Genomic DNA, 13,749 nt, shown 5'->3' with positions numbered 1-13,749 from the left:
GTTCAGATCCGGCCGCGCCAGTGGCCGGAACGCACCAGCGTCTCGATATGCTGGCGGATCAGCCGCGCGACCATGCGCGTCGCCGGCGCGTTCGCCCGCTGCGGCGCATGGGCGAGGATCAGTTCCCGGCTGATGACGGGATCGACGATCCTGGTCGCCTGGAGGGTCCCGGCCTCGATCTCGTCATGAACGGCGATCATCGGCAGGATCGTGCGGATCGCGCCGGTGGCGACCAGGGTCTTGATGGTGGGGAGCGTTTCCAGCTCCAGCACGATCTCCAGCGCCACCTCGGCCTTGGCACAGGCTTCGTCGACCAGCACGCGCAGGCCGTGCGGCCGCCCGGGCAAGGCCACCTGCATGCCGTCGAGTTCCTTGAGCGCGACCGAATTGCCGCGCCCGACCCGGGGCGCCGATCGTGCCGAGATGAGCTGCATGTCCTCGAACAGCAGATGCTCGGCATCGAGCAGCGCATTGGAGCGGACATTGTAGAGCACCGCGAGGTCGACGCGGCCATTGCTCAGCCATTCCGCCACATGGCCGCTGAAGCCTTCGAGCACGCGCATCTGGATGCCGGGGAACTCCTGCCGGATCTGGGCGAGCAGCGGCGCCAGCAGCACGAGGCCGACCGAGGGCGGCACGCCGAGCGTCACCGTGCCGTGGACGGTCGAGCGCAGGGCGCCGATATCCTCGCGGATCTGCCGGATGTCGGCGAGCACGCGGCGGATGCGGTCGAGGAAGATGCCGCCGGTATCGGTCGGCACCACGCCCCGCCCGTTGCGGTAGAACAGGGTGACCCCGAGTTCCTCCTCCAGTTCCCGGATGCGCCGGCTGAGGGCCGACTGCGCGACATTGTTCTGCGCGGCGGCCCGGGTGAAGCTGCCGGTCTCGGCAATACTGACGAAGTACTGCATGTCGCGAAGGTCCATGGCACTCCTCGTAGGGGCGGACGGGCCGCAGGCTTGCGGGCACACGCTTCCCGGCCTCGGCGTTGCCCCTCACCTCTATCCTCTCCCCGCAAGCGGGGCGAGGGGACTTCGGCGTCGCGACAGAATGGAGAGGCCACCGTCTCGCAGCCCGGTGGTGAAACGCGACGCCGCCAGCCCTTCTCCCCGCATGCGGGGAGAAGGTGAGGATGAGGGGCGGCGCAACCGAGATCAGGCAGACGACGGCCCGGCCTCGGCGTTGCCCTCACCTCTATCCTCTCCCCGCAAGCGGGGCGAGGGGACTTCGGCGTCGCGACAGGATGGGAGGCCACCGTCTCGCGGCCCGGTGATGAAACGCGACGCCGCCAACCCTTCTCCCCGCATGCGGGGAGAAGGTGAGGATGAGGGGCGGCGCAACCGAGATGAGGCAGGCGACGGCCCGGCCTCGGCGTTGCCCCTCGCCTCTATCCTCTCCCCGCAGGCGGGGCGAGGAGACTTCGGCGTCGCGACCGGATGGAGAGGCTGCCGTCTCGCAGCCAAGCGATCGAAACGCGGCGCCGGCCGCCCCTCACGCCCCCTGCATCTCGCCGCGCCTCTTCCGCGTCGCCTCGATATCCAGCGCATGGCCGTAGCCGTCGTCGACCGCCTTCACTACGACGCCGTAGACGTCGCGGGCATGCTCGACCGTGATGTAGCCGTCGAGGATGTCGTCGAGGACCTTGGCGGGATCGCGCTTCAGCGGCGAGCCGTAGCCGCCGCCGCAGGGCGAGAGATAGGTGATGACGTCGCCCGTCTCCGCCACGAGGCCGGAGAACTTCGCGGGTTCGTCGCGCGGCGCCGTGCCCTTGTCCCTGTTGTGGATGCGGACGGCGGCGGTCGCGCCCGGATGGCCGCCGAAGATGCCCCAGGGCACGTCCTCGTTGCGGTCGCTTTCATGCGTCATGAAGCCCGGCGTCAGGTAGCGCTGCGACTTGACCACCCCCATGCCGCCGCGGAACTCGCCGGCGCCCGGGAAGACGTCGTCGCGGATCTCGTAGCGGTCGCAGATCATCGGCAGGTGCATGCCGAGATCCTCCAGCGGGTTGTTGCGCGTGTTGCGCATCAGCTCCTCGATGGTGTCCGGCCCGTCCGATGCGGGGCGCCCGCCCATGGCGGCTTCGTTGACCTCGATCAGCACCCAGTAATTGCCATCCGGCCGCACGCCCGAATAGGCCGCGAAGGACAGGCAGGCGGCGTTGCCGGCGGTGCAGCGGTCCGGCAGCACCGGCGCCAGCGCCTTGATGATGAGGTCGACGATGCGCTGGATCTGGTTGAAGCGCGCCTCGCAGGCGGCCGGCGCGATCGGGTTGAAGATGCAGCCGAGCGGCGCCGTCACCTTCACAGGGCGGAAGGAGCCTTCGTTCTGGGGGATATGTTCCTGATGCGTATAGGTATCGAGCAGCAGCGCGCGGAAGGCGAAGTAGCAGGCGACCTTGGTCGAGCCTTCGAACGGCACGTTGAAGGCGGTCGGCACCTGCGGCGAGGAGCCGGTCAGGTCGACTTCGACGTCGTCGCCCCTCACCCGCACCGTCACCTTGATCGGCAGATGCTTGCCGCGGTTGCGCCCGTCATCGTCCATGAAGCCTTCGGCGACATAGTCCCCGTCGGGGATCTTGGCGATCTCGCGCCGGAGCATCTGCTCGGAATAGTCCATGAGCTGCGCGCAGGCTCGCTCCACCGTGGCGCGGCCATAGGTGTCCATCAGCTCCTGGTAGCGCCGGACGCCGAGTTCGGCCGAGGCGATCTGCGCCTCGAGGTCGCGCATCACCAGGCCGGGGACGCGGGTGTTGCCGCTGATATAGCGCCAGAGCGTGTCGTTGCGCCGGCCCGCCTCGAACAGCTTGAGGCCGTTGAACAGCATGCCCTCGGCGAACACGTCGGGCACGTCGATGATGAGGCCGGGCGTCGCCGCACCGATGTCGAGGTGATGGGCGGTGTTGGCGGAAAAGCCGACCAGCTCACCCTTGTAGAAGATCGGCATGACCACGCCGATGTCGGGCGAATGGCTGGCGCCGAAATAGGGATGGTTGTGGATGACGACATCGCCCTCGCGCCAGGATTCGATCGGCACGTTCTTCTCGATGCCCCTGAGATAGCCGGGGATGGAGCCGATATGCATCGGCGTCGAATCCGATTCGCACAGCGTGTTGTAGTGGAGGTCGAACAGGCCGGCGCCGAGATCCTGGCTTTCGCGGATGATCGAGGAATAGGACATGCGGTAGAGCACGGTGCCCATCTGGTCGGCTATCGAATGGAGCGCGCCGCCGATGACCTGCAGGGTGATGGGATCGATGGTCCCGATGGTGGTGGTGTCGGTCATGGCGGTCAGACCTCCCGGGCGCGGGTGACGACGATGTCGCCGCGCTGCATGACGGTGGCGGTGAAGGCGGGCGGGACGATGGTGGTGGAGTTCTGCTGCACGATGATCGCCGGCCCGAAGACGATGTCGTCGGCCTTGAGCTTGCTGCGCAGGAAGCGCGGCGTATCCAGGGTATCGCCATTGTCGAAGGTCGTCGGCCGCTCATAGAGGGCGGCCTCGGCGGGGTTGCGGCGCCCGCCCTTGTCCAGGACCGGCAGCATCAGCGTGTCGGCCCTGGCCGTGCCGATGAGGCGCAGGGTGATCAGCTCCACCGCCTGGTCCTCGAAGGCGTGACCGTACTCCTTGCGGTGGGTGGCGAAGAAGGCCTGGGCGATCTGCCGCGCCGTCTCCTCGGTGACCGGCCCGTCGGGAACCTCGACGCGCAGTTCGAAGCCCTGCCCGACATAGCGGCATTCGGCGATGCGGGTGAACTGCCAGTCCTTCTCGGCGACGCCGTCGCTGCGCAGTTGCTCCTCCGCCTCCCGGCGCAGCCGGTCATAGATGCGGCCGATCTCGCCGAGCACGGCATCGTCGCGCTGCTGCAGGATGGCGAGCACCGAATGGGTGAACTCGTAGCGCGGCTCCGTCACCAGCAGGCCCATCGCCGCGGTGATGCCGGGATGCAGCGGCGAGATGACGTTGCGGGCCGAGATCGCCTCCCCGAGCGCCACGCCGTGCAGCGGCCCGGCGCCGCCGAAGGCCATCAGGCTGAAGCCGCGCGGATCGATGCCGCGCGCCACCGAATTCGAATGGATGGCGAGCGCCATGTGGTTGTTGACGATCCTGAGGATGCCGAGCGCCGCCTCCTCGACGCCGATGCCGAGCGGATCGGCGACATGGGTCCGGATCGCCGCCTGCGCCAGAACGGGATCGATCTTGAGGTCGCCGCCGAGGAACTGCTCGGGATCGAGCCGGCCGAGCACGACCTGCGCATCCGTCACCGTCGGCTCGGTGCCGCCGCGACCGTAGCAGGCCGGCCCCGGCTCGGCGCCGGCCGAGCGCGGGCCAACGCGGAAGGCACCGCCCGCGTCGATATAGGCGATCGAACCGCCGCCGGCGCCGATGGCGTTGATGTCGATCATCGGCACCAGCACCGGCAGATGGGCGACTTCGGTGTCGCGCGGGTTCTTGATCGGCAGGACGCCGTTGCGGATGACGCTGATGTCGGCGGAGGTGCCGCCGATGTCGATGGTGATGACCTCGCTCTGCCCGCAGGCCTCGCCCGTCCAGCGCCCGCCCATCACGCCGCCCGCCGGTCCCGACAGCAGCAGCCCGACCGGGCTGCGGCTCGCCTGCTCGACGGTCGAGATGCCGCCATTGGACTGCATGATGCGCACGAAGGCGTCGACGCCCGCCGATCTGAGGCGGGTCTTGAGATTGTCGAGATAGCGGGCGGTGTGCGGCCCGATATAGGCGTTCATCGCCGCCGTCGAGAAGCGCTCATATTCGCGCATGACGTTGACGACTTCCGAGGAGGCGCAAATGAAGGCGTCGGGCATCACGCGCCGCACGATCTCCTTGGCTTGCAATTCGTGCTCATCGTTGAGGAAGGAGAACAGGAAGCCGATGACGACGGCATCGAGGCCGCGCCGGGCGAAAAGCTCCGCCGCCTTCTCGACCTCGTCGAGAGCGAGCGGCGTCTCGACCGCGCCCGTCGGCGGCATGATGCGCTCGGTCACCGCGATGCGGTTGCGGCGCTTGATCAGGGGAGCGCTCTGCCAGGGCACGTCGAACTGCAGGGAGAAATTATGCGGCCTCTTGTGGCGGCCCATATGCAGGATGTCGCGAAAGCCCCGGGTGGTGATCATGCCGACCTCGGCGCCGTTGCGCTCGATGACGATGTTGGTCGCCACCGTGGTGCCGTGGAAGAGCGCGCCGATCTCGCCGGGCCGGATGCCGGCGAGGGCGCAGAGTTCGACGACGCCGTTGACCACCCCCACCGACTGGTCGCCGGGCGTGCTCGGCACCTTGTGCACCACCACCCGCCGCCGGCCGTCGGGGCCCACCTGCTCGAGCACCAGATCGGTGAAGGTTCCCCCTACGTCGACACCCACCCTGATCATCGTTCCTCCTCCAATCGGTCTGCCGCGGCAGCAGGCGCGGGATGCCGTAGCGGCATCCGCGAACCCTGGTTTCGGTATGATGGAAGGGCGTGCACGACCGGCGCGCCGGCAGCCGGAAAGCCTGCGGCCTCCCACGACGATGCCGGAACCGACACGAGGCGACGTTCCCCCTCCACGACGTCCCCGCCTGTCTGGCCGATGCGCAGGTTTCGGGACGGCCGCGAGACTAGGCTTGGCGGGGGCGTGCGAGAAATGCTTTGATGGCATGGATTGATGCGCAGGAGGCATGGATGGAGTTCGAGACCCGCCATATCAAGGCTTTCCTCGCGGTATGCGACACCCTGAACTTCAGCACCGCCGCGCGAAAGCTCGGCATCGCCCAGTCGGTCGTCAGCCGCGCCGTCGCCGACCTCGAAGCCCGCATCGGCGCGGAACTGATCCTCCGCTCCACGCGAACCGTCGCGCTCACGCCGGCGGGGGCGGCCTTCCTCGCCGATGCGCGCGACTTCGAGGAACGGGTCGGCGCGATCGCACTCAATGCGCGCCTGGTCGCGTCCGGGCAGCGCGGGCGGCTGCGCCTCGGCATCGACGAAACCGCGTCGCAGGGCCTCTGCGGCAGGCTGGCGAAGGCTTTCGCGGACAGTTTCCCCGAAGCGCATCTGGCGCTCGTCGGCTGCGACAGCGACCTGCAGCGCCGTTCCCTGCTGTCGGGCGACCTCGATGCGGGCATCGTGCTGGGCTCGTTCGGCGGCCCCGGGCTCGACAGCCGCGTGCTGGCCTCCGAACCGCTGATGGCGGTGTTCCCCGCCGCGGGGCAGGCCGGGGCGGGCAAGAGCGTGCGATGGGCCGATCTCGCCGGCCGGCCTCTCGTTCTCGGCGCGCTGCCGGGCTGGTCGGCCTTCCGCCGCCTGCTCGACGTCTGCGCCGCGCCGGCGGGCGGGCCGGGCTCGGTGCGGTGCGAAGCGCCGGGCATGCCGCTGGTCCTCGACCTGGTGAGGGCCGGCCTCGGCATCTCCTTCCATGCCGGCGCGCTGCGGGCGGGCGTGGACGACGGCCTCGTCCTGCACCCCGTCGACGCCGCGCATGCCACCGTCCACACCAGCCTCGTCTGGTCGCGCACGGCGCGCAACCAGCTCGTGGAACCCTTCGTGGCATTGGCGCAGCAGATCGCCGGCGCCCGATGAGCACCCGTGCCTCGCAGGCGGGAAATCTTCTCCGGAGATAGCTGCTATCGAGAGGCGCCGGCGATCGGCGCGAACGGTCGACGCCGCCGCGCCTGTCGATCTCCGGACGGCATGGCGGCGCGGAAGCCGCTGAGTCCCGCCGGCCCTCAGGCCAGGTTGTCGCTGCCGAGCTGACCGATCGAGGTCACGCCGGTCAGCGTCATCGCGACCCGCATCTCCTTGGCGAAGATGTCGAGGAGATTCTCGACGCCGGCCTGGCCGGCAGCCGCGAGCGCATAGGTCGAGGCGCGCCCGAGCAGCACGGCCCTGGCGCCGAGGGCCAGCATGCGCACGACGTCGAGGCCCGAGCGGATGCCGGAATCGGCGAGGACGGCGAGGTCGCCTCCGACCGCCTCGGCGACGCCCGGCAGCGCGCGGGCGGTCGACAGGACACCGTCGAGCTGGCGCCCGCCATGGTTGGACACCACGATGCCGTCGGCCCCGAAGCGCACGGCATCCCTGGCGTCGTCGGGATCGAGGATGCCCTTGATGACGATCGAGCCCTTCCAGAAATCGCGGATCCATTCGAGGTCGGACCAGCTGATCGAGGGATCGAAATTCTTGGCGAGCCAGCCGATATAATCCTCCAGGCCGGTCGGCTTGCCGAGATATTTCGAGATGTTGCCGAGATCGTGCGGCCGGCCCATCAGGCCGACGTCGAACGCCCATTGCGGCTTCAGCACCGCCTGCAGCATGCGCCGCTGCGCCCCATAGGGGCCGGACAGGCCCGAATGGGGGTCACGGTAGCGCGCCCCCGGCGTCGGCATGTCCACGGTGAAGACCAGCGTCTTCACCCCCGCGGCCTGGGCGCGCTCGAGCGCATTGCGCATGAAGCCGCGGTCGCGCAGCACATAGAGCTGGAACCAGATCGGCTGCGGGCTCTGCGTCGACACCTCCTCGATCGGGCAGACCGAGACGGTCGACAGCGTGAACGGAATCCCCTTCGCCGCCGCCGCCTTCGCCGCCTGCACCTCGCCGCGCCTTGCATACATGCCGGTCAGCCCCACCGGCGCCAGGATCACCGGCATCGACATCGGGCGGCCGAACAGTTCGGTCTCGAGGCTGAGGCTCGATACGTTCCTGAGGATGCGCTGCTTGAGGCTGACCTTTTCGAGATCGCCGACATTGGTCCGCAGCGTATGCTCGGCATAGGCACCGCCATCGATATAGTCGAACAGAAAGCGCGGCAGCCTGCGCCGCGCTGCAAGACGATAGTCGGAGGGAGATGCGATGATCATAGGAAACCACGATGCCTAGCGGCGCGAGATGAGACGATGCTGCCATCCGCGGTGAGGCCCGCCGGGGCCACGGGATGCAGGCGCGGGACGGGCCGGCGCGCAGGGAATGCACGAGCGCCGCCGGGACCATCCCGCGGCCCCCTTGCAGATAGAACATGCGGTCCGACGCCCGCAAGCTTCTTCGAGGGGCGGCGCACGGATCCGCGCCGGCACGGGCAGCGCAGGCCGGGAATTGCCGGGTTTCGGCGCCGAGGACGGCAGCGATGGCCGCCCGCCCTCGAATCGCTCGAAACGAGGCGTCTTGTCGCGAGACGGGACCATTGACACATCCGGCCCTGATACGATTTGCTCGCCCGATATCCCGCCAGACGTTCGCCCGAATACTTCGCCTGAGTACCGCTCCAGACTTTTCCCGCGACGAGGACCGACGATGATAGACTTCCGGGACCTGAAATCTCTCCATGCCAATCACGACGCCGCCCGGCTCTACGAGCAGAGCATCCGCCGCGGCGAGGGCGTGCTGGCCGAGGGCGGCGCCCTGGCCGTCGAGACGGGGCAGCATACCGGCCGGTCCCCCAAGGACAAGTTCGTGGTACGGGAGCCGGCGACCGAAGCAAGCGTGTGGTGGGACAACAACCATGCCATGACCCGGGCGGCCTTCGATCGCCTCCTGGCGGACATCACCTGGCATGCGACGGGCAAGGAGATGTTCGTCCAGGACCTCTATGCCGGCGCCGATCCCAAGCACCGCATCCGCGTCCGCGTCTACACCGAATATGCCTGGCACTCCCTCTTCATCCGCAATCTGCTGATCCGGCCGCAGCCGGAGGAACTCGCCGGCTTCGTGCCCGACCTCACCATCGTCGACATGCCGAGCTTCAAGGCGCAGGCCGAGCGCTACGGCGTCCGCTCGGAGACGGTGATCGCCTGCGATCTCGCCGGCGGCCTCGTGCTGATCGGCGGCACCGAATATGCCGGCGAGATGAAGAAGTCGGTCTTCACCTTCCTCAACTACCGCCTCCCGGAACGGGGCGTGATGCCGATGCATTGTTCGGCCAATGTCGGCCCGGACGGCGACAGCGCCGTGTTCTTCGGCCTCTCGGGCACCGGCAAGACCACCCTGTCGGCAACCGCCGAGCGCACGCTGATCGGCGATGACGAGCATGGCTGGGGCGAGGACGGCATCTTCAACTTCGAGGGCGGCTGCTACGCCAAGACCATCAAGCTCTCGGCCGCGGCGGAACCGGAGATCTTCGCCGCCACGCAGCGCTTCGGCACCGTGCTGGAGAATGTCGCCTTCGACGAGGTGACCCGCCGCCTCGATTTCGACGATGCCGCCAAGACCGAGAACACCCGCGCGGCCTATCCCCTGCCCTTCATCGCCAATGCCAGCGAGACCGGGCAGGCCGGCCATCCGAAGAACGTGGTGATGCTGACGGCGGACGCCTTCGGCGTGCTGCCGCCCATCGCCCGGCTGACGCCGGCGCAGGCGATCTATTATTTCCTGTCGGGCTTCACCGCCAAGGTGGCGGGCACCGAGCGCGGCGTCACCGAACCGCAGCCGACCTTCTCGACCGGCTTCGGCGCACCCTTCCTGCCCCGGCGCCCCTCCGAATATGCCTCGCTGCTGCGCGACCTCATCCGCGAGCACAAGGTCAATTGCTGGCTCGTCAACACCGGATGGACCGGCGGCGGCTATGGCGTCGGCCGGCGCATCCCGATCGAATGGACGCGCGCGCTGCTCAACGCCGCCCTCAAGGGCGACCTTGCGCAAGGCTCGTTCCGCACCGACCGCTATTTCGGCTTCCAGGTGCCGACCTCCGTCATCGGCGTGCCCCTGCATGTGCTCGATCCCTACAAGACATGGGCGGACAAGCTCGCCTATGACGCGCAGGCCAAGAAGCTGATCGGCATGTTCGTCGAGAACTTCAAGACCTTCGAGGGCTTCTCGGAGATCGGCCAGGAACTGCAGGTGTAGGGACCATATGCGCTGACTTTGCCGACAATAGCGCGATTTTCCTTCTCCCATGCGGGACTTCGCATTTCCAAAGGAAATGCGGTGTCCCGAACCGGGAGAAGGCGGATGTTTCCCTTATGTTGGCGCATATGGGTGTAGCCCCTCGGCCAAGGGCGACCATATTCGAAGATCCCGCGTCATCCCGTGCGCGCCGCACCCTGCAAGGCTGTGCGGCGCGGACACGGGACCGCCGTTCCATGTAGCCTCGCCGCCGCCCTATTCCGCCAGCCGCTCCAGGGCGCGTGCGAGGACGATGGCATGCGTGTGCTCGCTGTCTCTTCCGGCATAGAGCAGCGTGGCTGGGGAGGCGCCGATCCGCGTGCGGAGCGACGCGAGAGCTGCCCTGTTGTCGCTGAGTTCGGCTTCGTAGCGGGACTGGAATTCGCTCCACCGCGCCGGATCATGGCCGAACCATCGGCGCAACGCCGTGCTCGGCGCCACCTCCCGCGCCCAGAAATCGACATGCGCCTCCGCCTTGGCGAGGCCGCGCGGCCACAGCCGGTCGACGAGGACGCGCAGGCCGTCCCCGTCTCCGGGCGGATCATAGGCACGCTTGAGGCGGACCGTCATGGCCGACCTCCCGGCCGGCTCCTCAGGCGCCGCCCTTGCCGGCGTCGCGGGCAGCGAGCGCGCCGATGGCGGCCCAGTCGAGATTGTCGCCGCCATGGGCGAGCAAAGTGAGGAAACGATCGCGCAGCAGGCTGGCGAGCGGCATCGGCACGCGCAGCTCCTCGGCGGCGGCGAGCGCCAGCCGGATGTCCTTGTGTCCCAGCGAGGCCGCGAAGGAAGCCGGCTCGAAGTCCCGGTCGACGATCAGCCCGCCATAGGTCTTGTAGATCGGCGTGTCGAAGATGGTCGAGGTCAGGAAGTCGAGATATTGCCGCCGGTCGACGCCGGCCTTGCCGATCAGCGCGATGGCCTCGCCGAGCGATTCGATCACCGAGGCGAACAGGAAATTGCCGCTGAGCTTGACGATGTTGGCGACTTTCGCCTGCTCCGAGACGACGAAGGTGCTCTGCCCGACCGCATCGAGCAGCGGCTGAACGGCCGCGATGGTGGCGGCCTCGCCGCCGGCCACCAGATAGAGCTTGCCGGCGGCAGCGGCGTCCGGCCGCCCGAACACCGGCACGGAGGCGTAGCGCTGCCCCGCGCCGGCATGCGCCGCCTCCAGCCGTTCCGACAGGGCGACGCTGATGGTGCTCGAGGAGACGTGGACCGCTCCGGCGGGCAGGCTGGCGAGGAGCCCGCCCTCGCCGAACACCACCTCGGTCGCCGCCTCGTCGTTGGAGAGCATCGTCATCACGGCATCGCCCGCGCAGGCCTGCGCGATGGTCGCCGCGGCCCGGGCGCCCTGGGCGACGAGCGCCTCGGCCTTCGCGGGCGTCCGGTTGTAGACGGTCACCTCATGGCCCGCCTTCAACAGATTGGCGGCCATGCCGACGCCCATCTGTCCAAGTCCGATGAAACCGACCTTCATGGGCATGTCTCCTCTGCTCGTGTCCTGCTTGAAATAGGCCCTTTCGCCCGAAGGCGCGAGAGGGCGGGCGATCGCATGCGGCATCGCGTCCTCATGCCAGGCCCTTCATCATCATGCCAAGTCCCTCATCACGGCGTAGAGCTTCGACTTGGCTTCGAAGCCGACGCCGGGATCGTCCGGCAGGCGCACATGGCCGTCCTCCACCGCAATCGCATCGGCGAAGCCGCCGAAGGGCTGGAAGACGTCGGGATAGGATTCATTGCCGCCGAGATGCAGGCCGGCCGCGATGTTGAGCGACATCTGGTGGCCGCCATGCGGCACGACCCGGCGGGACGACCAGCCCAGCGCCTCCATCTGCGCCAGCGTGCGCATATATTCGACCAGCCCGTAGGACAGCGCACAGTCGAACTGGAGATAGTCCCGGTCCGGCCGCATGCCGCCATAGCGCAGGAGATTGCGGGCGTCCTGATGCGAGAACAGGTTCTCGCCCGTCGCCATCGGCCCGTCATAATGCTCGGCGAGTTCGGCCTGCAGCGCATAGTCGAGCGGGTCGCCGGCCTCCTCGTACCAGAACAGCCCATAGGGCTTCAGCGCCTTGGCATAGGCGACCGCCGTCCCGAGATCGAAGCGGCCATTGGCGTCCACCGCCACCCGGCCGCCCTCGCCCACCACGCCGATCACCGCCTCGATGCGGCGGAGGTCCTCGTCGAGCGAGGCGGCGCCGATCTTCATCTTGACCACCCTGTAGCCCCGGTCGAGATAGGACTTCATCTCGTCGCGGAGTTCGGCATGGTCCTTGCCGGGATAATAATAGCCGCCGGCGGCATAGACCCAGACCCTGTCGTCGGCCGTCCCACCGCGATAGCGCTCGGCCAGCAGGCGGTAGAGCGGCTTGCCGGCGATCTTCGCCACCGCGTCCCACACCGCCATGTCGATGGTGCCGACCGCCACCGAACGCTCGCCATGGCCACCCGGCTTCTCATTCGTCATCAGCGCCGTCCAGACGGCGAAGGGGTCGAGATTGTCGTTGGCCTCGTCGACAAGCGTGTCGGGATCGGCTTCGAGCACGCGGGCGATGAAGCGCTCGCGCATCAGCGCGCCCTGCCCGTAGCGGCCGTTGGAATTGAAGCCGTAGCCGACCACCGGCCGGCCCTCGCGCACCACGTCGGTGACGACCGCGACGACCGAGCAGGTCATCTTGGAGAAGTCGATATAGGCGTTGGCGATCGGCGAGGCGATCGACACGGTCTTCTCGCGGATGGCAACGATACGCATCGACGCTCCCTCAGGCCGACACGGCGTCGGCGATCGCCTTGCCGCAGGCGGCCGTGCCCGCCTTGCCGCCGAGGTCGGCCGTGCGCAAGGTCTCGTCGGCGAGGACGGCCTCGATGCCGGCGAGGATGCCGGCGGCGGCCTCGGCATGGCCGAGATGGTCGAGCATCATCGCGCCGGCCCAGATCTGGCCGACCGGATTGGCGATGCCCCGGCCGGCGATGTCCGGCGCCGACCCGTGCACCGGCTCGAACAGCGAGGGGAATTTGCGCTCCGGATTGATGTTGCCCGACGGCGCGATGCCGATCGTGCCGGTGCAGGCCGGGCCGAGATCGGAAAGGATGTCGCCGAAGAGGTTCGAGGCGACGACGACGTCGAAGCGGTCGGGGTTGAGCACGAAATGCGCGGTCAGGATGTCGATATGATATTTGTCCCAGCGCACGTCGGGATAGCTCTTGGCCATCGCCTCCACCCGCTCGTCCCAATAGGGCATGGTGATGGAGATGCCGTTCGACTTGGTCGCCGAAGTCAGGTGCCGGGCCTCCCGCTTCTGCGCCAGCTCGAAGGCGAAGCGCAGGATGCGGTCGACGCCGACCCGGCTCATCACGGTTTCCTGGACGACGATCTCGCGCTCGGTGTCGGCGAACATCTTGCCGCCGATCGAGGAATATTCGCCTTCGGTATTCTCGCGCACGACGAAGAAGTCGATGTCGCCCGGCTTGCGGCCGGCCAGCGGCGAGCGCACGCCGGGCATCAGCCTGACCGGGCGCAGATTGACGTATTGGTCGAATTCCCGGCGGAATTTCAGCAGCGAGCCCCACAGCGAGACATGGTCGGGCACCGTGGCGGGCCAGCCCACCGCCCCGAAGAAGATGGCGTCGTGGCCGCCGATCTGCGCCTTCCAGTCGTCCGGCATCATCGTGCCGTGCGCGGCATAATAGTCGCAGGAGGCGAAGTCGAAGATATCGAAGCGCATGTCGATGTTGAACTTCGAAGCCGCTGCCTCCAGCACGCGCAGGCCTTCCGGCACGACTTCCTTGCCGATGCCGTCTCCGGCGATGACGGCGATCCTCAGATTGTTCTTCATCGAAACCTCTTTGCTGGCCAGGGCCCGTCGATACTGGGCCTGTCGATCGTG

At 68.1% G+C, this 13,749-nt stretch carries 10 protein-coding genes; 2 read left to right on the top strand and 8 right to left on the bottom strand.

All coding sequences use genetic code 11. The features are described from left to right. Positions 1-2 precede the first annotated feature (2 nt). The 3 genes from J3R73_RS31380 to J3R73_RS31370 all read right to left on the bottom strand — a co-directional run bounded on the left by J3R73_RS31380 (position 3) and on the right by J3R73_RS31370 (position 5,384). Positions 3-926 carry a LysR family transcriptional regulator gene (locus J3R73_RS31380; RefSeq protein WP_307436900.1) on the bottom strand — a complete coding sequence of 308 codons (924 nt, stop codon included), beginning with the start codon at positions 924-926 and terminating at the stop codon, positions 3-5. Positions 927-1,491: 565 nt separating this feature from the next. Further along, positions 1,492-3,282: a hydantoinase B/oxoprolinase family protein gene (locus J3R73_RS31375; RefSeq protein ID WP_307436897.1), complete on the bottom strand. Its 1,791-nt coding sequence runs from the start codon at positions 3,280-3,282 to the stop codon at positions 1,492-1,494. A 5-nt stretch (positions 3,283-3,287) separates the two neighbouring features. Beyond that, positions 3,288-5,384, bottom strand: a complete 2,097-nt coding sequence (locus J3R73_RS31370) for a hydantoinase/oxoprolinase family protein (protein ID WP_307436895.1) — start codon at positions 5,382-5,384, stop codon at positions 3,288-3,290. Positions 5,385-5,644: 260 nt separating this feature from the next. Here J3R73_RS31370 and J3R73_RS31365 point away from each other — a divergent pair, with 260 nt between their 5' ends. Next, positions 5,645-6,568, top strand: a complete 924-nt coding sequence (locus J3R73_RS31365) for a LysR family transcriptional regulator (protein WP_307436893.1) — start codon at positions 5,645-5,647, stop codon at positions 6,566-6,568. Between the two features lie 146 nt (positions 6,569-6,714). Here the strand turns inward: J3R73_RS31365 and lldD are convergent, their stop codons facing one another. Continuing rightward, a complete protein-coding gene (gene lldD / locus J3R73_RS31360) occupies positions 6,715-7,845 on the bottom strand; it encodes an FMN-dependent L-lactate dehydrogenase LldD (protein ID WP_307436890.1) in 1,131 nt (376 codons plus the stop codon). Between the two features lie 430 nt (positions 7,846-8,275). Between lldD and J3R73_RS31355 the strand changes: the two genes are divergently transcribed. Continuing rightward, positions 8,276-9,823 (top strand): phosphoenolpyruvate carboxykinase, encoded by a 1,548-nt coding sequence (locus J3R73_RS31355; protein ID WP_307436888.1) that lies wholly within the window; start codon positions 8,276-8,278, stop codon positions 9,821-9,823. 255 nt (positions 9,824-10,078) lie between these two features. Here J3R73_RS31355 and J3R73_RS31350 read toward each other — a convergent pair whose 3' ends face one another. From J3R73_RS31350 to J3R73_RS31335, 4 genes are all read right to left on the bottom strand, one after another. Next, entirely contained in the window at positions 10,079-10,432 is a 354-nt protein-coding gene (locus J3R73_RS31350) for a DUF488 domain-containing protein (RefSeq protein WP_307436885.1), read from the bottom strand. Between the two features lie 22 nt (positions 10,433-10,454). Next, the gene (locus J3R73_RS31345; protein WP_307436882.1) at positions 10,455-11,339 is read right to left on the bottom strand and encodes an NAD(P)-dependent oxidoreductase; all 885 of its coding nucleotides are present in this window, start codon (positions 11,337-11,339) and stop codon (positions 10,455-10,457) included. 111 nt (positions 11,340-11,450) lie between these two features. Further along, positions 11,451-12,614 carry a mandelate racemase/muconate lactonizing enzyme family protein gene (locus J3R73_RS31340; RefSeq protein WP_307436878.1) on the bottom strand — a complete coding sequence of 388 codons (1,164 nt, stop codon included), beginning with the start codon at positions 12,612-12,614 and terminating at the stop codon, positions 11,451-11,453. 10 nt (positions 12,615-12,624) lie between these two features. Further along, positions 12,625-13,698, bottom strand: coding sequence for a tartrate dehydrogenase (locus tag J3R73_RS31335; RefSeq protein WP_307436874.1), 1,074 nt, complete (start codon positions 13,696-13,698; stop codon positions 12,625-12,627). Between the last annotated feature and the right edge of the window lie 51 nt (positions 13,699-13,749).

Origin of the sequence: Labrys monachus (genome assembly GCF_030814655.1) — a bacterium.
In the GTDB taxonomy this organism is placed as follows: domain Bacteria; phylum Pseudomonadota; class Alphaproteobacteria; order Rhizobiales; family Labraceae; genus Labrys; species Labrys monacha.
Note: the sequence above shows the minus strand (reverse complement) of the source record. Positions and strands in the feature narration are given on the sequence as shown.

Bases quoted from the DNA above. Each gene is read 5' to 3' on its own strand.
- J3R73_RS31380 (WP_307436900.1), bottom strand. From the start codon at position 926: ATGGACCTTCGCGACATGCAGTACTTCGTCAGTATTGCCGAGACCGGC.
- J3R73_RS31375 (WP_307436897.1), bottom strand. From the start codon at position 3,282: ATGACCGACACCACCACCATCGGGACCATCGATCCCATCACCCTGCAG.
- J3R73_RS31370 (WP_307436895.1), bottom strand. From the start codon at position 5,384: ATGATCAGGGTGGGTGTCGACGTAGGGGGAACCTTCACCGATCTGGTG.
- J3R73_RS31365 (WP_307436893.1), top strand. From the start codon at position 5,645: ATGGCATGGATTGATGCGCAGGAGGCATGGATGGAGTTCGAGACCCGC.
- lldD (WP_307436890.1), bottom strand. From the start codon at position 7,845: ATGATCATCGCATCTCCCTCCGACTATCGTCTTGCAGCGCGGCGCAGG.
- J3R73_RS31355 (WP_307436888.1), top strand. From the start codon at position 8,276: ATGATAGACTTCCGGGACCTGAAATCTCTCCATGCCAATCACGACGCC.
- J3R73_RS31350 (WP_307436885.1), bottom strand. From the start codon at position 10,432: ATGACGGTCCGCCTCAAGCGTGCCTATGATCCGCCCGGAGACGGGGAC.
- J3R73_RS31345 (WP_307436882.1), bottom strand. From the start codon at position 11,339: ATGAAGGTCGGTTTCATCGGACTTGGACAGATGGGCGTCGGCATGGCC.
- J3R73_RS31340 (WP_307436878.1), bottom strand. From the start codon at position 12,614: ATGCGTATCGTTGCCATCCGCGAGAAGACCGTGTCGATCGCCTCGCCG.
- J3R73_RS31335 (WP_307436874.1), bottom strand. From the start codon at position 13,698: ATGAAGAACAATCTGAGGATCGCCGTCATCGCCGGAGACGGCATCGGC.